This is a genomic window from Pseudomonas sp. KD5, assembly GCF_012932895.1.
In the GTDB taxonomy this organism is placed as follows: domain Bacteria; phylum Pseudomonadota; class Gammaproteobacteria; order Pseudomonadales; family Pseudomonadaceae; genus Aquipseudomonas.
In genome coordinates this window covers 156447-178822 of the sequence record NZ_JDWJ01000002.1, presented here as the reverse complement: position 1 = coordinate 178822, position 22376 = coordinate 156447, and the positions used below count along the sequence as shown (strand labels likewise).

The 22376-nt window shown below is 61.0% G+C and carries 21 protein-coding genes; 14 read left to right on the top strand and 7 right to left on the bottom strand.

The features are described 5' to 3' along the window. Nucleotides 1–17: 17 nt before the first annotated feature. Entirely contained in the window at nt 18–1091 is a 1074-nt protein-coding gene (gene ada / locus AF70_RS04535; RefSeq protein ID WP_026331630.1) for a bifunctional DNA-binding transcriptional regulator/O6-methylguanine-DNA methyltransferase Ada, read from the top strand. Here the strand turns inward: ada and AF70_RS04530 are convergent. Continuing rightward, nucleotides 1055–1543 (bottom strand): GyrI-like domain-containing protein, encoded by a 489-nt coding sequence (locus tag AF70_RS04530; protein WP_019578786.1) that lies wholly within the window; start codon nt 1541–1543, stop codon nt 1055–1057. The genes ada and AF70_RS04530 overlap by 37 nt on opposite strands. Nucleotides 1544–1600: 57 nt before the next feature. Continuing rightward, a complete protein-coding gene (locus AF70_RS04525; RefSeq protein WP_019578785.1) occupies nt 1601–2584 on the bottom strand; it encodes an MDR family oxidoreductase in 984 nt (327 codons plus the stop codon). Nucleotides 2585–2798: 214 nt separating this feature from the next. Here AF70_RS04525 and AF70_RS04520 point away from each other — a divergent pair, with 214 nt between their 5' ends. The 7 genes from AF70_RS04520 to AF70_RS04490 all read left to right on the top strand — a co-directional run bounded on the left by AF70_RS04520 (nt 2799) and on the right by AF70_RS04490 (nt 7816). After that, on the top strand, nt 2799–3863 hold the full coding sequence (locus AF70_RS04520; protein WP_028940672.1) for a nitronate monooxygenase family protein: 1065 nt from the start codon (nt 2799–2801) through the stop codon (nt 3861–3863). A 129-nt stretch (nt 3864–3992) separates the two neighbouring features. Further along, entirely contained in the window at nt 3993–4745 is a 753-nt protein-coding gene (gene modA / locus AF70_RS04515; protein WP_371929188.1) for a molybdate ABC transporter substrate-binding protein, read from the top strand. After that, nucleotides 4746–5426: a molybdate ABC transporter permease subunit gene (gene modB / locus AF70_RS04510; RefSeq protein ID WP_019578782.1), complete on the top strand. Its 681-nt coding sequence runs from the start codon at nt 4746–4748 to the stop codon at nt 5424–5426. Nucleotides 5427–5429: 3 nt separating this feature from the next. After that, nucleotides 5430–6509, top strand: coding sequence for a molybdenum ABC transporter ATP-binding protein (gene modC / locus AF70_RS04505; protein ID WP_028940673.1), 1080 nt, complete (start codon nt 5430–5432; stop codon nt 6507–6509). Between the two features lie 81 nt (nt 6510–6590). Then, nucleotides 6591–6851 (top strand): hypothetical protein, encoded by a 261-nt coding sequence (locus AF70_RS04500; RefSeq protein ID WP_019578780.1) that lies wholly within the window; start codon nt 6591–6593, stop codon nt 6849–6851. A gap of 132 nt (nt 6852–6983) precedes the next feature. Further along, nucleotides 6984–7232, top strand: a complete 249-nt coding sequence (locus tag AF70_RS04495) for a hypothetical protein (RefSeq protein WP_018929055.1) — start codon at nt 6984–6986, stop codon at nt 7230–7232. 299 nt (nt 7233–7531) lie between these two features. After that, nucleotides 7532–7816 (top strand): hypothetical protein, encoded by a 285-nt coding sequence (locus AF70_RS04490; RefSeq protein ID WP_019578779.1) that lies wholly within the window; start codon nt 7532–7534, stop codon nt 7814–7816. Here AF70_RS04490 and AF70_RS04485 read toward each other — a convergent pair. Together AF70_RS04485 and AF70_RS04480 are read right to left on the bottom strand one after the other, a co-directional pair. Continuing rightward, the gene (locus AF70_RS04485; protein WP_018929053.1) at nt 7794–8723 is read right to left on the bottom strand and encodes a LysR family transcriptional regulator; all 930 of its coding nucleotides are present in this window, start codon (nt 8721–8723) and stop codon (nt 7794–7796) included. The two genes, AF70_RS04490 and AF70_RS04485, sit on opposite strands and share 23 nt — an antisense overlap. 100 nt (nt 8724–8823) lie before the next feature. After that, a complete protein-coding gene (locus tag AF70_RS04480; protein ID WP_019578778.1) occupies nt 8824–10023 on the bottom strand; it encodes an MFS transporter in 1200 nt (399 codons plus the stop codon). Nucleotides 10024–10400: 377 nt separating this feature from the next. On the opposite strand from AF70_RS04480, the gene AF70_RS04475 reads away from it, so the two are divergent. From AF70_RS04475 to AF70_RS04460, 4 genes are all read left to right on the top strand, one after another. After that, entirely contained in the window at nt 10401–11600 is a 1200-nt protein-coding gene (locus AF70_RS04475; protein WP_231508977.1) for a cytochrome c, read from the top strand. Beyond that, nucleotides 11597–12070: a (2Fe-2S)-binding protein gene (locus AF70_RS04470; protein ID WP_028940675.1), complete on the top strand. Its 474-nt coding sequence runs from the start codon at nt 11597–11599 to the stop codon at nt 12068–12070. Before AF70_RS04475 ends, AF70_RS04470 begins: the two co-directional genes overlap by 4 nt. Then, nucleotides 12067–14304 (top strand): molybdopterin cofactor-binding domain-containing protein, encoded by a 2238-nt coding sequence (locus tag AF70_RS04465; protein WP_028940676.1) that lies wholly within the window; start codon nt 12067–12069, stop codon nt 14302–14304. The genes AF70_RS04470 and AF70_RS04465 overlap by 4 nt, the downstream gene beginning before the upstream one ends. A 150-nt stretch (nt 14305–14454) precedes the next feature. Further along, nucleotides 14455–15567, top strand: a complete 1113-nt coding sequence (locus AF70_RS04460; RefSeq protein WP_028940677.1) for an alkene reductase — start codon at nt 14455–14457, stop codon at nt 15565–15567. A 114-nt stretch (nt 15568–15681) separates the two neighbouring features. On the opposite strand, the gene AF70_RS04455 is transcribed toward AF70_RS04460, so the two are convergent. Continuing rightward, complete coding sequence (locus tag AF70_RS04455) at nt 15682–18711, bottom strand: FAD-binding and (Fe-S)-binding domain-containing protein (protein WP_028940678.1); 3030 nt, start codon at nt 18709–18711, stop codon at nt 15682–15684. 159 nt (nt 18712–18870) lie between these two features. Between AF70_RS04455 and AF70_RS04450 the strand changes: the two genes are divergently transcribed. Then, entirely contained in the window at nt 18871–19755 is an 885-nt protein-coding gene (locus tag AF70_RS04450) for a LysR substrate-binding domain-containing protein (protein WP_028940679.1), read from the top strand. Between the two features lie 108 nt (nt 19756–19863). Beyond that, complete coding sequence (locus AF70_RS04445) at nt 19864–20550, top strand: phytanoyl-CoA dioxygenase family protein (protein WP_028940680.1); 687 nt, start codon at nt 19864–19866, stop codon at nt 20548–20550. Nucleotides 20551–20666: 116 nt separating this feature from the next. On the opposite strand, the gene AF70_RS04440 is transcribed toward AF70_RS04445, so the two are convergent. Together AF70_RS04440 and AF70_RS04435 are read right to left on the bottom strand one after the other, a co-directional pair. Beyond that, nucleotides 20667–21158 carry an AraC family transcriptional regulator gene (locus AF70_RS04440; protein ID WP_019578770.1) on the bottom strand — a complete coding sequence of 164 codons (492 nt, stop codon included), beginning with the start codon at nt 21156–21158 and terminating at the stop codon, nt 20667–20669. Nucleotides 21159–21257: 99 nt separating this feature from the next. After that, a complete protein-coding gene (locus tag AF70_RS04435) occupies nt 21258–22091 on the bottom strand; it encodes a helix-turn-helix domain-containing protein (RefSeq protein ID WP_019578769.1) in 834 nt (277 codons plus the stop codon). Between the last annotated feature and the right edge of the window lie 285 nt (nt 22092–22376).

Genomic DNA, 22376 nt, shown 5'->3' with positions numbered 1-22376 from the left:
TCAACGGACATGAAGCCATGACAACTCAATCGCCAACAATCGCCACCGAAAACGATCCTCGCTGGGCCGCCGTGGTCGCGCGCGATCCACGTGCCGACGGGCAGTTTGTGTATGCGGTGAAAACCACCGGTATCTACTGCCGCCCCAGCAGCCTGGCACGCCTGCCGAAACCGCAGAACGTCGAATTCTTCGACACGGCCGAGCAAGCTCAGGCGGCGGGTTATCGCCCCAGCAAACGGGCCGCGAAAGATCACAGCGACGTCGCCGCCCAACATGCCGCGACCGTGGCCGCCGCGTGCCGTCAAATCGAATCCGCCGAAACGTTACCGGCGTTGAATGAGCTGGCGGAGGCAGCCGGTTTGAGCAGTTTCCACTTCCATCGTGTATTCAAAGCCATCACTGGCCTGACGCCCAAGGGCTACGCCACCGCCCATCGTTCACGCAAGGTTCGCGAGCGCCTGACCGATGGCGGCACGGTTACCGATGCGCTGTATGACGCCGGATTCAATTCCAACAGCCGTTTCTATGAGGCAGCGGATCAATTGCTCGGCATGACACCCGGCGACTATCGCGCGGCCGGGCAGAACAACGACATTCGCTTTGCCGTCGGCCAGTGCTCTCTGGGAGCGATTCTGGTGGCACAAAGTGAGCGCGGAGTCTGCGCGATTCTGCTGGGCGACGACCCGCATCAACTGGTCTGCGACCTGCAGGACAAGTTTCGTCGCGCCAACCTGATTGGCGCCGATCATGAGTTCGAGCAGTTGATCGCCAAGGTCGTCGGCTTTATCGAAGCCCCGGCCCTCGGCCTGGACTTGCCGCTGGATGTACGCGGCACAGCGTTTCAAGAGCGGGTATGGCAAGCCCTGCGGGAGATTCCCGCCGGTAGCACCGCCAGTTACGCCGATATCGCTAAGCGCATCGGCGCGCCAAAAGCCATGCGCGCCGTGGCCCAGGCCTGTGGCGCGAATAGTTTGGCGGTGGCGATCCCTTGCCATCGCGTGGTGCGCAGCGACGGCAACCTGTCGGGCTACCGCTGGGGCGTGGAACGCAAGCGTCAGTTGCTGGAGCGCGAAAACGCGTCCGGGTCCTGAATGCCGATATAGACCGCCACGGACTCCGGCCCGGTGTAGACCTCGAAGTCCGTGGCGAACTTGCGGTGAACCTGCGGGTTGTCCTCGAAGTAGGCCCAGATAAAGCCCCAGGCCTGAATCACACTATCGGGCATCGCCCCTTTGGCGCTGAACACCAGGTAATCGCCGCCCTCAACCTGAATCTGCGCAAAGCCCTCGGAGGGTGCGGCGACCGCCACTCCCGCGGTCACATCGAAGTGGCCTGACGCGTCGGACTCGTAGTTGGAATACACGCCGTACATAAAGGAATCCGGTTGTTTGTGGGCGATATTGTCGAAAATATCCTCGACGAAAAACCGCTCCCACATAGGGCCGATACGTGCGGTATCCGGCTGCTGCTCTGCGGCATTGCGGGTTCGCACCTGCAAACCCGAGACGCTGAAGGGCTGCACTTCGCGCAGTTTTACATCCATTGGTCGATATTCCTTGTCGCTACAGTTTGTCTGTTTGATTGATTGATGCTGAAACGATCAACGATTGACGTCGACCACCACCCGGCCGCGCAACTGCCCGGCAAGCAAGCGTGGCGCGGCGTCGATGGCTTCGCTCAAGCCGATTTCGTGGCTGATCAGCGGCAGCAAGGCGAAATCCAGGTCCTTGGCCAGGCGATTCCAGGCCAGTATCCGCCGGGCTTTGGGTTGGGTCACGCTGTTGATCCCGGCCAGGGTCACGCCGCGCAATATGAACGGTGCGACGGACGCCGGGAAGTCCATGCCCTGGGCCAGGCCGCAGGCGGCGACGGTGCCGTTAGCCTTGGTGCTCGCGCAAGCATTGGCCAGTGTGTGGCTGCCGACCGAGTCGATCACCGCCGCCCACCGTTCCTTGGCCAACGGCTTGCCCGGCTCCGACAATGTGGCGCGATCAATGATTTCACTGGCGCCCAAGTGCTTGAGGTAGTCGTGTTCGGAGGTGCGGCCAGTGGAGGCCACCACGCGGTAGCCGAGTTTACTCAGCAGCGCGATGGCGAAACTGCCTACACCGCCGTTAGCGCCCGTCACCAATACCTCGCCCTGCTCGGGAGTCACGCCGTTGTGCTCCAGCGCCAGGATACTCAGCATCGCCGTGTAGCCGGCCGTGCCGATGGCCATCGCTTGTGCGGCGGTGAACGCCTTGGGCAACGGAATCAGCCAGTCGCCATTCAGGCGAGCTTTCTGCGCCAGCCCGCCCCAGTGTCCTTCACCCACACCCCAGCCATTGAGCAGGACTTGATCACCGACCTTGTAGTCCGGATGACTGCTGACTTCGACAGTGCCTGCCAGATCGATCCCCGGCACCATCGGAAATTTGCGCACCACCGGGCTGCTGCCGGTGATCGCCAGGCCATCCTTGAAATTCAATGTGCTGTAAGCCACACGCACCGTCACATCGCCCTCGGGCAATTGATCGTCAGCGATCTCTTGCAGTGTGGCCCGGTAACCGCTGTCGTCTTTGTCGATCAAAATGCCTTTGAACATCACTGCCTCCAGGTGGAATCGCTCAGTTGTCGTGCTGTTGAAATAACACAGGGAACCCCATCACCGTACCCGACTTTAAGCCAATCCCCATCGTCTGGCGCCTTGCGGATCATCCTGTACGCATTAAAAACTCGACTGGCCCTGCGCCAGGCATTGCTGATACAAACTGGCTTCTACCGTCCCTGCCCTGTTTCGACGTCGGAGAACACTGCACATGAACCAATGGCCAGACACCCGCATTCTTGACCTGCTCGGGATCGAGCTGCCGATCATCCAGGGCCCTATGGCCGGCGCGACGACTTCGGCCATGGTGATTGCTGTGTGCAACGCCGGCGGCCTGGGCTCCATGCCCGCCGCAATGCTGAGCATCGAGCAGTTGCGCGAAGAACTGAAGACGATTCGCCAACACACCCAGCGCCCGTTCAACGTCAATTTCTTCTGCCATCAACCTCCGCCGCCGGATGAGCAGCGCGCCCGGGAATGGAAGAATCTGCTGGAACCGTACTACCGGGAATTGGGCGTCGACTTCGACGCACCGACGCCGGTGTCCAATCGCGCGCCGTTCGATAACGCGGCCTGCGAAGTGATCGAAGAGTTTCGCCCCGCAGTGGTGAGTTTTCACTTCGGCCTGCCGGAAAAGTCGCTGCTGGATCGGGTAAAAGCCACCGGAGCGAAAGTTCTCTCCTCAGCGACTACGGTCGAAGAAGCCATCTGGCTGGAGCAGCATGGCTGCGATGCGATCATTGCGATGGGTTACGAGGCTGGCGGCCACCGGGGCATGTTCCTCAGTGATGACTTGAGCAGCCAGGTGGGTACTTTCGCGCTGGTGCCGCAGGTCGTTGATGCGGTGAAAGTGCCAGTCATTGCGGCGGGCGGGATTAGCGATGCGCGTGGCGTCGCAGCGGCTTTCATGCTGGGCGCATCGGCGGTTCAGGTAGGTACGGCTTATTTGTTCACGCCAGAGGCCAAGATCAGCGCGTCTCACCACAAGGCGTTGCGCACGGCCAAGGAAAGCGAGACAGCGGTCACCAACATTTTCACCGGGCGCCCGGCGCGCGGGATTCTCAATCGGGTGATGCGTGAACTCGGGCCGATGAGCGCCAAGGCACCGGCCTTCCCCTTGGCGGGCGGTGCGCTGATGCCATTGCGGGCCAAAGGGGAAGCGGATTTCAGCAACCTTTGGGCCGGGCAGGCGTTCACCCTGGGCGTTGAACTGACTTCGGCAGAGCTGACCCGGCGATTGGCGGATGAAGGATTGGCCAAATTGATTCACCGCTAGGACGGGGGCCCGCTACAGGGCGCGCGTGAATTCCGACGTGCACATCCCATTCGTTCCGTTTACAGGCATTTCGCTATATATTCTGATATATAGCGTTTCACTCGCCTACCTCGGAGCCGTTTCATGACCATGCGTGCCTCACGTTTTGCCCCTGTGTGCCTGTTCAGCGTGTTCGCTTTCGGGTCCGCCCACGCGGATGAAGTCCAGGTCGCCGTTGCCGCCAACTTCACTGCGCCGATCCAGGCCATCGCTGCCGATTTCGAGAAAGACACCGGGCACAAACTGGTCACCTCCTTTGGTGCAACCGGCCAGTTCTATACCCAGATCAAGAACGGCGCGCCGTTCGAAGTGTTGCTCTCGGCGGATGACACCACTCCACAGAAACTCGAGACCGAAGGCGACACCGTCAAGGGTTCGCGCTTCACCTACGCCATCGGCACGCTGGCGCTGTGGTCGGCCAAGGAAGGTTATGTCGACGCCAAGGGCAAGGTTCTGAGCGACAACCAGTATCAGCATCTTTCCATCGCCAACCCGAAAGCCGCCCCATATGGCCTGGCTGCCACTCAGGTGCTGGCCAAGCAAGGCCTGACCGACAAGGTCAAAGACAAGATCGTTGAAGGCCAGAACATCACCCAGGCTTACCAATTCGTGTCCACCGGCAACGCCGAACTCGGTTTTGTGGCCTTGTCGCAGATCTACAAAGACGGCAAAGTGACCAGCGGTTCGGCCTGGATCGTTCCGGCCAACCTGCATGATCCGATCAAACAAGACGCGGTGATCCTCAACAAGGGCAAGGACAACCCGGCCGCCCAGGCATTGGTTGACTACCTCAAGGGGCCGAAAGCCGCCGCCGTCATCAAGTCCTATGGTTACCAACTCTAAATGACGCTATCGAGTGCCGATTACTCCGCGATCTGGCTGACCCTGAAACTGGCGTCCCTGACTACGGCCATCCTGCTGATCATTGGCACTCCGATTGCGTTATGGCTGTCGCGTACCCAATCCTGGTTGCGCGGTCCGGTCGGGGCGATCGTCGCCCTGCCCCTGGTGCTGCCACCCACGGTGATTGGCTTTTATTTACTGTTGGCGCTCGGCCCGAACGGGTGGATCGGCCACTTCACCCAATCGCTGGGGCTCGGTACCCTGACCTTCAGTTTTGCGGGGCTGGTGATCGGCTCGGTGCTGTACTCGATGCCGTTCGTGGTCCAACCGCTGCAAAATGCCTTTTCCGCCATCGGCACTCGCCCACTGGAAGTGGCCGCCACCTTGCGCGCCAACCCCTGGGACACGTTCTTCAGCGTGATTGTGCCGCTGGCCCGTCCCGGTTTCATCACCGCGGCCATTCTCGGTTTTGCCCATACCGTCGGCGAGTTCGGCGTGGTGCTGATGATCGGCGGCAACATTCCCGACAAAACCCGCGTGGTTTCAGTGCAGATCTACGATCACGTCGAAGCCATGGAATACGCCCAGGCCCATTGGCTGGCCGGGGCAATGCTGGTGTTCTCCTTTGCAGTGTTGCTGGCGCTCTACTCCAGCCGTAAAACCAAAGCGGCCTGGAGCTGACCCATGATTCAAATGCGCTTGAAACTGAGCTATTCGGGATTTGCCCTGGATATCGACTTGCAATTGCCCGGCCGTGGAGTGACTGCGCTCTATGGTCATTCCGGTTCGGGCAAAACCACCTGCCTGCGTTGCATCGCCGGCCTGGAGCAGGCTGAGCAGGGTTTTATCCAGGTCAACGATGAAGTCTGGCAGGACAGCGACAAGCGGATTTTCGTCCCGCCGCATAAACGCGCCCTGGGTTATGTTTTCCAGGAAGCCAGCCTGTTTCACCATCTGTCGGTGCGGGCCAATCTAGAATTCGGCCTCAAGCGCATCCCTCGCCAACAGCGGCGGGTCGACATGGCGCATGCCACTGAGTTGCTGGGGATTGGCCATTTACTCGACCGCAATCCGCAGAATCTTTCCGGCGGTGAGCGCCAGCGTATCGGCATCGCCCGTGCCCTGCTCACCAGCCCCAAATTGCTGCTGATGGACGAGCCACTCGCGGCGCTCGATACCCAGCGTAAAAACGAAATCCTGCCTTACCTGCAACGATTGCACGATGAGCTGGACATCCCGGTGCTGTACGTCAGCCATTCCCAGGATGAAGTCGCGCGGCTTGCCGATCACCTCGTCCTGCTCAGCAACGGCAAGGCTTTGGCCAGCGGCGCCATCGGCGAAACCCTGGCCCGGCTCGATCTGCCGCTGGCGCTGGGCGATGACGCCGGCGTGGTGATCGAAGGGCACGTCAGCGCCTATGACGCCGACTACCAGCTGCTGACCTTGCAACTGCCCGACACCGACCTGAACATTCGGGTCGCCCACGCGCCGATGACCAAGGGCCAGGCATTGCGCTGCAAGGTTCAGGCGCGGGATGTCAGCCTGAGCCTGCAAGGCGTCGAACAGAGCAGCATCCTCAATCGCCTGCCGGTCACGGTGATCAGTGAAGTCGGCGCCGACAACGCTGCTCACGTACTGATCCGCCTGAATGCCGCCGGCACACCGCTGCTGGCGCGAATCACCCGCTACTCCCGGGATCAACTGGGCGTGCACCCGGGCCAGCAACTCTGGGCGCAAATCAAAGCGGTGGCGGTGCTGGCCTGAACCCGTCGCCGAGACGTATTCAAGGGGGCGCTGAACCGACGAACGACCCACCAGTTTTTTGCATGATCGCAACGGGCTTCTATGCTTGATCTGAACACGAATAGCTTCGGTGACGCCATGGAAGACATTTTCGTTGTGAAACGCTGCAACAAGATCATCGTTCATGGCCGCCGGGCCGGAGAAGTCGGCCATCCACCGCCCGACGCCGCCGTCTGGTATCGCATCATCGATACCCGCACTCGCGGCTTTATCGGTGACGGTTACGATCTTGAAGAGGACGCCAGGCGCGAATGTCGCAGGCTTAACGAGGCCAGTTCGCCGGTGTCGCACGGGTTGGCCTGAAGCCGGCCACTTTCATTTTCCGGGTCTATACTTGAAGGAGCTGAAGGACCAGCGACCCATCGGCAGAAAGCTCGCTCCCCCGCGGGCTTTTTGTTGCCCTTTAGCCGATATCCTTGAACGGAGGTGATTGTCATGTCCGAGAAAGAGTCTATCGCCACCCTGCTCACCCTGCTTGACTCCCGTCAGGCCCGCCTTGCTGCTGCGTGCAAGGAAATCGCCGACTGGGTCGATCATCAAGGGGGGCATCCGACAGCGCTCAGGATTCGTGACCGCTTGAACGACATCGAGAAGGACACGCCGCAGATTCGCAGCGCGTTGTCTGCACTCAAACATGTCGAGCCGCCACTGCCTCGGTTCAAATCAGGCGACCGCGTTATTTGAGCCAGGGACAGAGTCCAATTCAGCACACCTGAGCGGTGACCTCTTCGTCACCGTGGTTATGCCTGCCTGCCAGACTCGCGCTGCATCCCAACCCGGCCCAGTTTGCCGGGCTTTTTTTTATTCGTGCCTTCGGCCATTTCACACCGCCTTCACAAGCCACCTCCTACAGTTCACCTGCTCCTTTGAAAACATCCCCTGGCCCGCCCGCATGCGGGCCATTTTTTTGCCTGCCGTAACGCGAACGAACGCCCTCACCCGCCAGGTGTCGAACGCTTACACATCACGAAGGAGAATGTCCCATGGTCACTCACTTCAAAGTCGGCGGGCACCTGGCCTGCGGGCACAAAGGCAGCAACCTGACTTCCAGCAGCATATTGAACCGGGTGAAATGCAGAAGCTGCCGCAACACCGATGCGTACAAGGAAGCGCGCAAAGCCGAACGCAACGCCGCACGTCGGGCCGCACGCAAAGCCAAAGCCACCCATGCCGCCAATGACTGGCGCGCATCCTGGGTACAACGGCTGATCGAGATGCCTGGACTGCAACGGCTACCGCGTGGCTTTACTGGCCAGCCATTTGTATAGCTGACACGCCAGGCGTGAGGATTTCCTCTAGAAAATCGATAAACACATTGATCCGGCTGGATCCCCGGTGGTTGGGCAAGTACAGCGCGTTGATGCAGCTGCTCGCACTGCCGGGATTGACTTCGTAGTGTTCCAGCAATCGCGTCAGCCGGCCTGCGGCGACATCGTCGCGCACCAGCCAGTCGGCCAGCAGGGTCACCCCGCCGCCGGCGATTGCCGCTTCGCGCAGGATGTCGGCGTTGTTGCTTTGCAGGCGGCCATGCACATTGAGCTGGATGGTTTCCTTGTCGCCCTGGAACGTCCAGCACTGGTGCGAACCAGCGTAATCAAAGCGCAGGCATTGGTGCTCGAGCAAGTCGCGAGGATGACACGGCGCCGTGTGGCGGCTCAGGTAATCCGGGCTGGCCACCACCCAGCGCTGGAAGGCCCCTACCCGTTTACTGACGATGTCTTCACTGACCACCGACGATCCCAGACGCACCGACACATCGATCTGTTCGCTCAGCAGGTCGCTGACCTGATCGCTCAACGACACGCTTATTTCCAGTCCCGGATGGCGCTCGAGCAATCGACCCAGATGCGGCGCGATGATCCGCCGACCAAACTCGACGGGCACGCTGATCCGCAGGCGTCCTTGCGCCTCGCTGCCACGGTCGGCAACCACGGCATCGGCTTCGTCGATGGCGTCAAGAATCGCCACAGCCTTTTCGAAATAGGTTTGCCCGGCGACGGTCACGCTGGTGTTGCGTGTCGTGCGGTTGAGCAGGCTGGCGCCGAGCTCGTTTTCCAGCCCCGCCACCTGGCGAGTGACCGAAGACGTCGAGATGCCGAGCTTGCGCGCCGCAGAGGAATAACCGCCGCAACGCACGGTTTCAACAAACATCTTCAGTGCCAGCAACTTGTCCATAAGTGGAATCCGGTCAAAAGGGAACGGTGGTGATTGTGCATCACCGTTCGCCAACCGTCTTGTATGACGGTGCTTCACCGGATTCCCCGGCGCCTGGCGCTCAGGCATTGGCCTTGCGACCGAGGAACATCACCAAAGCCAGGGTCGGGAGCAATGCCACCGATGCGGCAGACAGGTTCCAGCCGAAGTGCTCGTAGAGCGGGCTCGCCACCAGCGATCCCAAGGCACCGCCAACGAAGATGCTGGTCATGTACACGGCGTTGAGTCGTGCCCGGCTGTGCGGGTCGATGGCGTACACCTCGCGTTGGCCCAGCACCATGTTCAGTTGCACGGCGAAATCCAGCAGCACCGCACACACCACCAGCCACAAGTAGCTGCTGCCGGGCAGCGCAGCGATCAACAATGAAGCCGGTGCCAGCAGCAGTGCGACCAATGTTCCGCGGTGGCCGTGACCGGCATCGGCCAAGCGCCCGGCAATCGGCGCAGCGACTGCACCTACCGCTCCGACCAGGGCAAAAATCGCCACCTGCGCCTGGCTGAAACCGTGGTGACGCATCAGCTCAATCGGCGCAAGCGTCCAGAACAGGCTGAAGCTTGCGAACAACAATCCCTGATACAACGAACGTTGACGCAGCACCGGATGACGACGAGCCAGGGTAAACACCGAGCCGATCAGCGCGGCATAAGTCGCCTGATGCGTCGGCACACGGCGCGGCAGCGCAGCCGCTGTGATCAGGGCGATGACGGCCATCAGTGCCGCCGCGCTGTAAAACACCCCGCGCCAGCCGAACACTTCCACCAGCAGGCTGGACAGCGGACGCGACAACAGAATGCCCAGCAGCAGCCCGCTCATGATATTGCCCACCACACGACCGCGCGTGGCTTCGGGTGCCAGATGCGCCGCCAATGGCACCAGAATCTGCACCGCAACCGAAGTAAGGCCGATCAGCAATGAAAACACGAGGAACATCGACGGCGAGTGCGTCAGCCCGGCACACAACAGCGTAACGCTCGCCGCGAGGGTGAAACCCACGACCAGACGCCGGTTTTCCATCAGGTCGGCCAGCGGCACCAGCAACAGCAGACCCAGCGCATAACCAAACTGTGTGAGTGAAACGATCAGGCTGGCATTGGCGCTGGACAGGCCGATCTGCGGCGCGATCAATTCGACAATCGGCTGGGCGTAATAGAGGTTGGCCACGACCGCGCCGCAGCAAAATGCCAAGAACGCGACCATCAGGCCGGAGAGTGAAGCAGGCTGTTCGGCCTTGGCCGCTGCTGCGGGGTTACCCGTGAGCATGATGACACCTCGTTGAGTTCGGGAAAGTGATGCCAAGGCTAAGGGCTCGGGTCGATGCAGAGAATCCGTGCTCCCGGCAATGCAGTGATGCGCCATCCGCAACGACCCCGGCGTTGCTGTTGGCGCAAAGCGCTATTGCGCGACGTGGCAATACTCCGGCGCTTACGTCTTCTCTACCCTTGGGCACTTGGCGCAGGGCACTCCATCAGCGCCCTTCCCCGGTTGCTCAAGGAGCTGTTCATGACCCCGAATCCATCATCGATGCGCACTGCGTGTCTCTCGCGCTTCAAATCCTCATGAAGGGCAACTTCCTGAGATCCAGCCCCCTCTGGATCAGCACGGCCGTCCTCGCTTCGATAGGCGCAATCGGCGCAGCGATGCTGATGTGGCGCCCGGCGATAGCGCCGATTGAGCGCCCGCGAACGTTCGATGCCGCGCAATTGCAGCGCGGTGCGCGGGTGGTCGAAGCAGGCGATTGCGCGGTGTGCCATACGCGTCCGGGCGGTCAATACATGGCGGGCGGGCTGCCGCTGGTGACGCCGTTTGGCACGCTCTACAGCACCAACATCACACCCGACCCGCAGACCGGTATCGGCCAATGGTCACTGCCGGCGTTCGAGCGGGCGATGCGTGAAGGGATCGCCCGCGATGGCCACTTCCTGTACCCCGCCTTCCCGTACGTGCACTACCGGCGCATGAGCGAAGGCGACATTGCCGACGCGTATGCGTACTTGATGAGCGGCCCTGCCGTGAACTCACCGGCCATGCAAAACCGCATGAATTTCCCGATGAACATCCGGCCATTGGTGTCGTTCTGGAATCTGCTGTTCCTGCATGCAAAGCCGCTGACGCCGGTGGCGCAGCAATCCGAGGCGTGGAATCGCGGGCGTTATCTGGTTGAAGGCCCCGGCCACTGCGCGGGCTGCCATTCACCGTTGAACCTGATCGGCGCCGAGAAGTCTGGCGAAAGCCTCGCGGGCGGTGAGGTGGATGGCTGGGAGGCACCTTCGCTGCTCGGCATGGCCCGTCGCGCAAACCCGTGGAGCACTGAACAGTTGGTCCGCTATCTGCGGGCAGAAGTGGTGGATGGGCACGGCACAGCCGCAGGCCCGATGCGCCCGGTCAGCCTCAGTCTGGCTCGCTTGCCGGTCAGCGACGCAGAGGCGATTGCCGAGTATTTGCTGAGCCTGCAAACCAAGGCTGCGATCACCGAAATCCAACCCGGCGCCGGGAGCGTTGAGACCTTGGACCAGACCAGCGGCGCCCTGCTGTTCGCCAGTGCCTGCGCCGGTTGTCATGCCCCTGCGGCGCCGATGCGCGAGATCGACGGGCGTCCGGCGCTGGATCGCACCTCGGCACTGCAAGCCCCAAGCGCACGCAACTTCCTGAAAACCGTGCTCGAAGGTGTGCCGGCAACTCCGGGCGTGCCCGGACCGGTCATGCCGCCGTTTGCCGCCAGCCTGGACAACATTCAACTCGCAGCCCTGGCGTCATACCTGCGCCAGCAAGCCAGGCCTGACCAACCCTGGGCAGAGCTTTCTTCCACTATTGAAGCGATCCGTCAGGAGACGAAATGACCCAAGTCACGCTCAACGTCAACGGCTCGGCCCACGCCTTGGAGCTGGAACCTGACATGCCGCTGCTCTATGCGCTGCGCAATCATTTGGGGCTGAACGGCGCCAAATACGGGTGTGGTTTGGGGCAGTGCGGCGCCTGTACTGTCATCGTCGATGACAAGCCGGTCTTTTCTTGCGTGACGCCCTGCGCAGGCCTTGAAGGCAAAAAGGTTCGAACGGTTGAAAGCCTCGGTTCTGCCGAACGTCCCGGCCCTTTGCAGAAAGCCTTTATCGACAAACAGGCGGCTCAATGCGGCTACTGCATCGCTGGCATGCTGATGCGCGCGCAGTCATTGCTGGAGAGCAATCCGCGCCCGGACGAGCAGACCATTCGCGAGCACATGGCAGGTAACCTGTGTCGTTGCGGCACCCACCTGCGAATTATCGAGGCAATCAGCCTGGTGGCCGGGCAAAACGGGAGCGCGACATGACGATGGAGAAAAAAGTCGACCACAGTCGCCGGGCTTTCTTGCGTGGGGGCGCCTTGCTGGTGGCGTTTACCCTGGTGCCGGCGGCGCGTCGTGCATGGGCCGACACCGAAGTGGATACCCTCGGCACGGTGGTGCTGGCACCTGATCTGCCCGGCAGCCTGCGCACCAACCCCTACCTCGATGCGTGGATCCGCGTGGGCCCTGAAGGCATCACCGTCTACACCGGCAAGGTCGAATTGGGCACTGGCGTCAAAACAGCCTTGCTGCAAATTGCCGCCGAACGTCTGGAGGTTTCGCCGACGGCGATCAACCTGCTGACGGCCGACACCGCCCTGACGCCCAACGAAGGCTACACCGCCGGCAGCCACAGCATTTTCGACAGCGGCACCGCGTTGTTCAACGCGGCGGCGCAGGTGCGTGAGTTATTGCTGCAGTCGGCCGGGCGCAGCTGGGACGTTGTGCCGGCACTGTTGACGACGCAGGAGGGCGCCATTCACGGTCCTGCCGGACAACGAATGTCCTACGCTGACGCCGTCAAAAACGTCGATTTGCACCTCTATGCCAAGTCCGAATCGCCGGCAATGCCAGCGACGGGCTTCAAGCTGATCGGTCATTCGCTGCAACGGCTGGACATTCCGGCAAAAGTCAGCGGCGGCCCTGCATTTGTTCAGGACATTCGTCTGCCGGGCATGCTGCACGCTCGGGTCATTCGCCCTCCTCGTCCCGGCTGCACGCTGGAAGCCTTCGACGCGGAGTCGATCAAAACGTTGGCCGGGGTTGTGCAGGTGATTCGCGACGGCAATTACCTTGCCGTGGTGGCGCGTGATGAATGGCAAGCGATCAAGGCCATGCGCCGCGGATATGAATCGGCGCACTGGAGCGGTGGACAAGCGATACCCGAGTCACGGGACATCCACACATTGCTCGAGCGCCTGCCTTCACGCCGCTACCCGATCAGCCACGAGGGCACCCCAGAGGCAGCGACCGACAACCGCTATCGAGCGCGCGTGACCAAGCAATACCTGATGCACGGTTCCATCGGCCCATCCTGCGCAGTGGCCTGGTTCAAGGACGGCACCCTCACCGTCTGGACCCACACCCAAGGCGTGTATCCGCTGCGCGCCGGGATCGCCGAAATGCTGCGGCTACCGCCCGACCGCGTTCGCTGCATCCACACCGAAGGGTCCGGTTGTTACGGCCACAACGGCGCGGACGATGCGGCGGCCGACGCGGCGTTGATTGCCATGCGAATACCGGGCACGCCGGTGCGAGTGCAGTGGATGCGCGAGCAGGAAAATCTCTGGGAACCCTACAGCTCGGCGATGGTGACTGAAGTGCAGGCCAATCTTGATGCGCAAGGTCGACTGCAGGACTGGAACTATGAACTGTGGACCACGCCGCATAACGAACGCATCGTCAACGCGGGCCGGTTGCTGCCGGCGCGACTGCTGGCCCGACCGTTCATCTCTGCGCCTTCGGTGCCCATCGCTCAACCTGAAGGCGACGGCGATCGCAATGCCGTGCCGCTGTACACGCTGGCATCCACGCGCATCAACATGAACTTCGTCACTGAGATGCCGTTTCGCACCTCTGCCATGCGCTCGCTGGGCGCGCACATCAACATCTTCGCAATCGAGGCGTGCATCGATGAGCTTGCCGCCAGGGCCGGGAGCGATCCGGTGGCCTTGCGCCTTGCGCATCTGGCAGATCCCCGGGCGCGGGCCGTGGTGGAGCGCGTGCGCGACGCCATCGGCTGGTCGCAAAAAAGCAGCGAACCCGGCGCGGGCATCGGCTTCGCGTTTGCCCGCTATAAAAACATCATGGGTTATTGCGCGATCGCGGTGCGCTTGCGCGTACATCCGCAGACCGGCGAGGTGCAGGTCGATCACGTCGTCACGGCGGTAGACGTCGGGCAAATCGTCAATCCCGATGGACTGCGCAACCAGGTGGAAGGCGGGATCGTGCAGTCCACCAGTTGGACGCTGTATGAAAAAGTCGCCTATGACGCCGGGGGCATACGCAGCTACGACTGGAGTGGCTACCCGATCCTGCGCTTTTCGCAGGTGCCGAAAAAGGTCGACGTGCACCTGCTCGACCAGCCGGGACAGCCGTTTCTCGGCGCCGCCGAAATCGTCCAGGGACCGATGGCCGCCGCCCTCGGCAATGCCGTGGCGAACGCTACCGGCCGACGCTGGCTGAACCTTCCTTTGACCCGCTCAGAGCAACCGTCCTGACCCTGCGCAGCGTTGCGTTTCACGCAATGCAGCGTAGAGGCTGATGCGGATTATCAAGCGGCATGCAGCGGATTAACTTACGGCCATACGGTGCCTGGCCAAACGTCCATCGCCGCCCTGCTCCCTCTTTTCGAAACCTGGAGAAATTCTATGACGCAGCAACTGTTCCAACCCATCGCATTGGGGCCATACACACTCCCGCACCGAGTGGCGATGGCGCCGCTGACCCGCTCTCGTGCCGGGCAACCGGGCGATGTCCCGACGGCCATGAACGCCGAGTATTACCGTCAGCGTGCGAGCGCCGCATTGATCATCACCGAGGCGACGCAAATCTCCCGACAGGGCCAGGGCTATGCCTGGACCCCGGGAATCTACAGCGATGAGCAGGTACAGGCCTGGCGCGAAGTCAGCAGCCAGGTGCACGAGGCCGGCGGTTTGATCTTCATGCAACTCTGGCACGTGGGCCGCGTGTCGCACCCAAGCTTTCAGCCCGACAACGCCCTCCCGGTGGCCCCAAGCGCATTACCCGTGCCGGGCAAAACGTTCATCGTCGACGCGGATGGCAACGGTGTGTGGGGCGATGTGCCGGTTCCGCGGGCACTGGAAACTTCGGAGATCGCTGACATCATCAACGACTACCGCCGGGCCGCGCGCAATGCGCTGAGTGCCGGGATGGATGGCGTGGAAATTCACGCCGGCAACGGCTATCTGTTGGATCAGTTCATCAACAGCAACAGTAACCAGCGCGAGGATAGCTACGGCGGCAGCCTGGAAAACCGTGCACGGCTGTTATTGGAAGTGGTTGCTGCGGTTGTCGACGAAGTCGGCGCAGAGCGCGTGGGCGTACGCCTCACGCCAATGGGACGCTTCATGGGCATGGGTGATGAGACGCCGCAAGCGACGTTTGGCCATATCGTGCGTTCGTTGAACCAGTGGAATCTGGCCTACCTGCACCTCGTCGAGCCTGCCGTCGTCGGCACCGTCAAGGACGAGAACTTCGATCCGCGCTGGGATGCAATCATCGGCCAACTGCGTGCAGCGTGGGACGGCGTGCTGATGATCGCCGGTGGCTACGACCCCGAGACAGCGGAACAGGCCTTGATCGACGGTCGCGCGGACATCATCGCGTTCGGCAGGCCGTTTCTGGCCAACCCTGATCTGCCACGACGAATTCGCGACGGATTGTCGCTCAATGCGCCGGATCCGAGCACCTTCTTTGGTGGCGATCAGCGTGGATACGTGGATTACCCGGCTCACTCCTGACAGCTGAATCCAGACCATCAATGCACCTTGGCGCGCCCGTGGGCGCCCTGTCCGACGGGCAGGAGCGCCGCGCCAAGGAACTGATGCTGCGTGCAATCAGCCGCAGCGTTTGCATCAGCGAACGGGCTGAACAATGCGCTCTAGCACAACCTCCAGTGGATGGCGTAATTGCATGTTGGTAAAGCGCTTCACCTGACTGCGGCAGGAGTATCCCGTCGCCAGCGCCTCACCCTTTTTGTCCAGCTTGCCGGCCCATGACTGCTCGAAAATGGTCCGCGAGGTGTCCTGGTTTCGGGCTTCATGACCGTAGGTTCCGGACATGCCGCAGCAGCCGGTCGCCTCAGTCGTCAGCTTGAGCCCGAGCCGGGCAAAAACGGTTTCCCATTGCGAAGTGCTGGCCGGGACATTGGTTTTCTCGGTGCAGTGCGCCAACAAACGGAATGTATCAGTCGCGGGATGCGGATTTTCCGGCAACGCATCGCAGAGCCATTCCTGGGGTAGCAGGACCTTTGGGCAATCGTTGAGCCCCGGTACTTTCTGATATTCCTGGCGGTAGACCAGGGTCATCGCCGGGTCCAGCCCCACCAGCGGCACTCCACAGTCGGCGAGCGTCTTGAGCTGATGGGCGTTGCGGATCGCCGCCTTGGCGAAGGCACCGAGGAAACCCTGCACATGCAAAGGCTTGCCGTTGGCGCTATAGGGCGCCAGAAACACCCGATAACCCAGCTGATGCGCCAACTGAATGAAGCTCGCCAGCAACGGGGTTTCGAAGTACCGGGTGAAGGCGTCCTGCACCAGCACCACGCTGCGCTCACGTTGCGCGACAGTGAGCTCGCGCAAGGCCGGCACACTGGCGACAGCGACCTTGCAGCGGGTCAACGTGGCCTGCAAGTTATGGCGATTGATCAACGGACTGTCGAGCATACCGACCTGTCGCTCAAGCAAACGGCTCACCCATTTCGAGCTCATCACCGCGTTGTACACACCTGGCGCGTAGGCCATGTAAGGCAGGGTGAACTCCAGCGAGCCGATCAAATAGTCGCGCAGCGGGCGTTGATAACGACCGTGGTACAGCTCCAGAAATCGCGAACGGAATTCCGGCACGTTGACCTTGACCGGGCATTGTCCCGCACAGGATTTACAGGCCAGACACCCCGCCATCGCGTCGTAGACCTCATGGGAGAAATCCGCCTCGCCGCGCGAGCGCGCCAGGTTATTGCGCAACCGCGTTGGCAACCCGCTCAGCCACGACAATTTGCCTCGGGCCGCTTGCAGTACATCGATATTGGCCGCGCCTTGCAGACGCAACCACTCGCGAATCAATGAAGCCCTGCCCTTTGGTGAATGCTGGCGTTCACGGGTGGCTTTCCACGACGGGCACATCGCATCGTTGGGATCGTAGTTGTAGCAGGCGCCATTACCGTTGCAGTGCACGGCGGAGCCGAAGCTTTGCCATACGCGCTCGTCGATTTGCCGGTCCAGATCACCACGCAGCGTGACTTCGTTGACCTTGAGCAAGCCTTGGGCGGCGTCCGGCGGAGTGCAGATTTTGCCGGGATTGAGCTGATTGTGCGGGTCGAACGCCCCCTTGAGCGATTGCAGCGCCGGGTACAGCTCGCCAAAAAACTCGGGGACATATTCCGAACGCAAACCTTTGCCGTGCTCACCCCACAGCAGCCCCCCATAACGCCGGGTCAGCTCGGCCACGGCATCGGAAATCGGCTTGACCAGAGCGGCCTGGGCCGGATCTTTCATATCCAGCGCCGGACGTACATGCAACACACCGGCATCGACGTGACCGAACATGCCATAGGCCAGGCCATGGCTATCCAGCAAGGCGCGGAACTCAGCGATGTAGTCAGCCAGTTTCTCCGGCGGCACGGCGGTGTCTTCGACGAAAGGCTGCGGGCGAACCTCACCGTCGACGTTACCCAGCAGCCCGACCGAGCGTTTGCGCATGGTGTATACGCGGGTCACGGCTTCGGCCCCCTCGGCCAGGGTATGGCCCAGTCGCTCAATCGTCGTGTCGGCCTGCAGATGCTCCACGAACGACGCCACGCGAGCATTTACGTCCGCCAGGTCTTCCCCGCTGAACTCCACCAGGTTGATGCCCAGCGTCGCGCGCTCGGCGTCCGTCGGGAAGTACTCGGCGACGCTGTGCCAGACGATGTCTTTCATCGCCAGCATCAACACTTTGGAGTCCACGGTTTCGATGGACAACGGTTTGTGCGCCAATAACGCATTGGCGTCGCGCAACGCATCCATGAAGCTGCTGTAGCGCACGTTCACCAACACCGAATACTTGGGAATCGGCAGCACGTTGAGCTTGGCTTCGACGATGTAGCCCAACGAACCTTCCGCACCGCACAGCACACTGTTGAGGTTGAAACGCCCGTGCTCGTCACGCAGGTGCGCCAGGTCGTAACCGGTCAGGCAGCGGTTGAGCTTGGGGAACACCGACTCGATCAGGTCGGCCTGGGTTTCCTGAATGTGCCGCGCCGTCCGGTACACCTCGCCGATGCGGCCGGATTGCGTGCATGCCACTTCCAGCTCCGCGTCGGACAGAGGCCGGCTGTGCAGGCGCTCGCCACCGAGCAGCACACTGTGCAGTTCCAGCACGTGATCGCGGGTCTTGCCATAGGTGCAACTCCCCTGGCCGCTGGCGTCGGTGTTGATCATGCCGCCGACGGTCGCGCGGTTGGACGTCGACAGCTCCGGGGCGAAGAACAGCCCATGGGGTTTGAGCGCGGCATTCAGCTGGTCCTTGACCACGCCCGCCTGCACCCGCACCCAACGCTCGGCGACATTGATTTCGAGGATGGTGTTCATGTGCCGCGACAAGTCGACCACGATGCCATCGGTCAATGACTGGCCGTTGGTGCCGGTGCCGCCGCCTCGCGGGGTCAGCTTGATCTGGCGAAAGCGTGGTTCGGCCATCAAGGTCGCGATGCGTGCGATGTCGTCCGCGTCCATGGGGAACACCGCCGCTTGTGGCAGGCGCTGGTAAATCGAGTTGTCGGTCGCCAGCACGGTGCGGGTGGCGTAGTCGGCGCTGAGCTGGCCACGAAAGCCGCTGGCGCGCAGGGCCTGAAGAAATTCCGGGTAGTCTGCCGCGAGTGCAACGGTGGGCAACTGAGCGATCATCGCAGGCTGTTCTCTTGTCGGTCTAATCATGGAAAAAATCAAAACACTTGTCGCCTGAGCATTAATGGGTCAGCCTCAGGTCGTCGGCTACGCCAATGATCCTGTAGGCTCTGGCGCCGGACAAACGGATAATCCTGCCGCTATCGATGACTTTTACGAATGAATTACCGTCACCTCACGCCCTCGATGTCGTTGCTGCTGGCCTTTGAGGCCGCCGCCCGCCATGAAAGCTACACCCGCGCCGCGATGGAACTGTCACTGACCCAAAGCGCCGTGAGCCGGCAAGTCCAGGCGCTGGAACAGCAACTGGGCCTGACGCTGTTTCGCCGTGAAGGCCGGCAAGTGCAGTTGACCGATGTCGGTCGTCTCTACCAGCGGGAAATGAGCGAAGCGCTCGGACGCATCCGCAGCGCCACGTTGCAAGCCATGGCTTATCAATCCGGCAGCGGCACCTTGCGCCTGGCGACCTTGCCGACCTTCGGCTCGAAGTGGTTATTGCCGCGCCTACATGACTTCTACAAAACCCATCCCGGCATGCTGGTGCACATCAATTCCCGGATCGACGCCATCGACTTCGAAACCAGCGGTATCGATGCCGCGATCGTCGTCGGCAATGCCGATTTGCCGGGCCTGATCAGCCATCGCCTGCACACCGAAGAACTGATGGTGATCATTTCTCCAGAAGCGGCCGAGCTCCACGACGCCTGGACGCCGGAGCGCATTGGCGCACAGACACTGCTCAACGTCGCAAACAACGCCAACGTCTGGGGCGAGTGGTTCAGCCACCACGGCCTGCCCCATCGAATGATGCGGCTGGGGCCGAGTTTCGAACTCACCTCGCACTTGATCCAGGCCGTCAGGGCCGGCATCGGCATCGGTTTGGTGCCACGTATTCTAGTGGCCGACGAGTTGGCCAACGCAGAGCTGATCAGCCTCGACCAGCCGTTCGCCAGCCAACGCAGCTACTACCTGACCTACCCGCCGCGCAACGAGATGTTGCCATCGCTTATCGCATTCCGTACCTGGTTGCTGGAACAGATCTGAACGAGCGCGAAGAACAGGCTGACCATTTTGTTCTTCTATGATGTCCATCAGTTGCGCGCGCAACTGCGGGTTTTTTGATGCGTTGGTGGCAAGGAAATTGAGGAATCCATGACTGACCGCGAACAACTCCATCGAGATGGCTTTGCGCTGCTCCGTCGAGCGATCCCGGCCGAGTGGCTGGGTGACCTTCGTGCCGTGTTCGATGCCGGCGTGAAGCCGGCGGACCAATGGCCAGTGCCGCGTGGCATGGATTGGTGCCATTCGCTGCTGGATTCTGATTCGAAGATTCAGGCGGTGTGTCGTCTGCCGGAGCTGCTGGCGGTGGTGGGAGAGCTGATCGGAGAGCGGTTTTTCCTCTCGCAGGTGGAGGGTCGCGAGCCCCTTGCAGGTGGCGGTCATCAGCAGCTGCACCGCGACTTGTCGGCCCAACGGCCAGGCGACATTGTGAACGCCATTGCTTACTTCGACGATTATGGCCCCGAGAACGGCGCAACACGTATCGTTCCCGGCAGCCATCGCCCTGACCAGGAAGCGCCGCCATTCGACTTCAATGACGAGTCCCGGTCCGTGCAGCTTTCAGGCTCCGCGGGTGACATCCTGGTGTTTGATGCCGATTTAGTGCATGCGGGCAGTCTGAACTCGATCGGCGCACGCCGACGCTCCATCCTGATCAGCTATTTTTCGGAGCCTTTATACGCGTCACACCTGGAAACGGTGGGCCTGCGAAGTATTCGGATGGACACGACCGATCGGTTCGACCCTTCGGATTTTGCCTGCTCAAGCTATCAAGAATAGCGGACCGGAAACCAACAAGGAGTGCCTGCTATCAATGGCAGCACCCACGACACCCGTCCAACTGACAATCGGACGGGTGTGGTGGCCTTGATGGATTCTCCAGGGGGGATCCACCCCTACAGCTGGGACTTTTTTTGTGCTCGCCACTTTCCTGGGGTCATATTGAATTTCTTGGAGAACATTCGGGTGAAATGGGATTGATCAGCAAACCCGCACTCCAAGCCCACTTGAGTAATAGAAAAATCAGTTTGCTCAAGGAATTCTTTCGCTCGGGTTAATCTTGCAAGCTGAAGCCAATCACGTGGGGAGTGGCCCGTAGCATTCTTGAAAGCTCGGGAAAAATGACTTCGTGACAAGGAACACTCCTTGGCTACGGCCGAAACCTGAATGCCGCAATCAAGGTTTTCCATCATGACTTCTTTTGCTTTTCGCTCCTGCCAATAACTCAGCCTGCCCGGCCCGTTACTGGTCGCTATGAATCGCAGATAGGCGGGAGCCATCGTCATGATCTGCTCAGCGCCCAGCCCGGCGGCACTGATTGCGATGGATCCCCGTTTGTCGCCTCCCTGGCTGGACTTGAAGACTTCTACAACGTCCACGTCGTTCATTGTGACCTCTCAATGTTGGAGACGAGGTCTATTGTGGCCAGCATCATTTTGGCGAAAGCGCTTGATCGGGCCGTCCATGCGCCCGTTTGGGCCAGATCGTTAGCGGGGTTTGCGTAGCCCGCTTGGGGTTAGGCCCAGGTGGCGCTTGAACAGTCGAGCAAGGTATGAGGGGGAGTCCAGGCCTACCGCGAGGCTGACTTCGAGGATCGATAGTGAAGTGCATGAAACAAGCCGGGCGGCCGTTTCCACTCGGGTGCGGTTGGTGAAATCCAGCAGGGTTTCGCCCGTAATGTCTTTGAAGATACGAGTAAGGTGTCGCCGGGACAGGTGAAACTCATGCCCAATCGACTCAATATCCAAATCTGTTTCCAGATTCTCCTGAATGTAGCGCTGTATGTCGCGAACCAGCGTCGCCTGCTGCTGTTCACTCGGCTGCGGCTGAGTCTGCTGACAAGCGATAACCCGCGCGCACTCCTCGAAGAGCAGATGATTGAGATGGGGTAATTGGCGCTGAAAGGCCTCCGCGGATGCACTGCATTGCAGTTGGTCGTACAGGCGCAAGATACTTTCCAGAGCTTCGGTTCCTTGCCAGATCCCCGATCGATTTACCTGTTTGGCGAAACCGCTGTAACCGTTCATCTGTCCTTGATGTTTGATGTAAGAGGGATCGACATACAAGGTCATATGTTTCTCCCGCCCCGGAGCCGCTTGGGTTGCGTGTGCAAAGTCTGCCGGCACAAAGGAAAACAACCGGGGCGAAACGTGAGAAGTCTGGCTGCTTTCGGTCGACAGGAATAGCCCTCCCTGGCGTGGTAACAGCAGCATATGACAGTCGTGGGCGTGCCAATCCACGGCGTAGCCACTGGTGTCGCTAGTCTCCAAGTGAAACACTTCGGGCGACTGACCACTGAGCTTGGACGACATATAGGCCATAAAGCAGACCCCTTAATACTAATGCACCGCTGCAATAGCCTCGTCGGGGCGGTTCTGAGCGGCGGATAGGGACTATAGGAACGATAGGGTCATTATCATACATACCTTCCCAACGCGGCACGACCAGACCAAAGCGCTCCTCCCCCCTTGATATTCACTGCTGTCTTGGCCATATCCAATTGGTATTGCGCTGGCTTTACCGTGCGGTCACCGGGTGAGCATGGCGTATCGTCCTTGGGTCAACAGAACGGAGGCTGATATAAAAACTAAGGTCCTGCATGATAA

What these genes read in the sequence shown, in the direction of transcription:
- ada (WP_026331630.1), top strand. Translation starts at nt 18, where the DNA reads ATGACAACTCAATCGCCAACAATCGCCACCGAAAACGATCCTCGCTGG.
- AF70_RS04530 (WP_019578786.1), bottom strand. Translation starts at nt 1,543, where the DNA reads ATGGATGTAAAACTGCGCGAAGTGCAGCCCTTCAGCGTCTCGGGTTTG.
- AF70_RS04525 (WP_019578785.1), bottom strand. Translation starts at nt 2,584, where the DNA reads ATGTTCAAAGGCATTTTGATCGACAAAGACGACAGCGGTTACCGGGCC.
- AF70_RS04520 (WP_028940672.1), top strand. Translation starts at nt 2,799, where the DNA reads ATGAACCAATGGCCAGACACCCGCATTCTTGACCTGCTCGGGATCGAG.
- modA (WP_371929188.1), top strand. Translation starts at nt 3,993, where the DNA reads ATGCGTGCCTCACGTTTTGCCCCTGTGTGCCTGTTCAGCGTGTTCGCT.
- modB (WP_019578782.1), top strand. Translation starts at nt 4,746, where the DNA reads ATGACGCTATCGAGTGCCGATTACTCCGCGATCTGGCTGACCCTGAAA.
- modC (WP_028940673.1), top strand. Translation starts at nt 5,430, where the DNA reads ATGATTCAAATGCGCTTGAAACTGAGCTATTCGGGATTTGCCCTGGAT.
- AF70_RS04500 (WP_019578780.1), top strand. Translation starts at nt 6,591, where the DNA reads ATGCTTGATCTGAACACGAATAGCTTCGGTGACGCCATGGAAGACATT.
- AF70_RS04495 (WP_018929055.1), top strand. Translation starts at nt 6,984, where the DNA reads ATGTCCGAGAAAGAGTCTATCGCCACCCTGCTCACCCTGCTTGACTCC.
- AF70_RS04490 (WP_019578779.1), top strand. Translation starts at nt 7,532, where the DNA reads ATGGTCACTCACTTCAAAGTCGGCGGGCACCTGGCCTGCGGGCACAAA.
- AF70_RS04485 (WP_018929053.1), bottom strand. Translation starts at nt 8,723, where the DNA reads ATGGACAAGTTGCTGGCACTGAAGATGTTTGTTGAAACCGTGCGTTGC.
- AF70_RS04480 (WP_019578778.1), bottom strand. Translation starts at nt 10,023, where the DNA reads ATGCTCACGGGTAACCCCGCAGCAGCGGCCAAGGCCGAACAGCCTGCT.
- AF70_RS04475 (WP_231508977.1), top strand. Translation starts at nt 10,401, where the DNA reads ATGCTGATGTGGCGCCCGGCGATAGCGCCGATTGAGCGCCCGCGAACG.
- AF70_RS04470 (WP_028940675.1), top strand. Translation starts at nt 11,597, where the DNA reads ATGACCCAAGTCACGCTCAACGTCAACGGCTCGGCCCACGCCTTGGAG.
- AF70_RS04465 (WP_028940676.1), top strand. Translation starts at nt 12,067, where the DNA reads ATGACGATGGAGAAAAAAGTCGACCACAGTCGCCGGGCTTTCTTGCGT.
- AF70_RS04460 (WP_028940677.1), top strand. Translation starts at nt 14,455, where the DNA reads ATGACGCAGCAACTGTTCCAACCCATCGCATTGGGGCCATACACACTC.
- AF70_RS04455 (WP_028940678.1), bottom strand. Translation starts at nt 18,711, where the DNA reads ATGATCGCTCAGTTGCCCACCGTTGCACTCGCGGCAGACTACCCGGAA.
- AF70_RS04450 (WP_028940679.1), top strand. Translation starts at nt 18,871, where the DNA reads ATGAATTACCGTCACCTCACGCCCTCGATGTCGTTGCTGCTGGCCTTT.
- AF70_RS04445 (WP_028940680.1), top strand. Translation starts at nt 19,864, where the DNA reads ATGACTGACCGCGAACAACTCCATCGAGATGGCTTTGCGCTGCTCCGT.
- AF70_RS04440 (WP_019578770.1), bottom strand. Translation starts at nt 21,158, where the DNA reads ATGAACGACGTGGACGTTGTAGAAGTCTTCAAGTCCAGCCAGGGAGGC.
- AF70_RS04435 (WP_019578769.1), bottom strand. Translation starts at nt 22,091, where the DNA reads ATGGCCTATATGTCGTCCAAGCTCAGTGGTCAGTCGCCCGAAGTGTTT.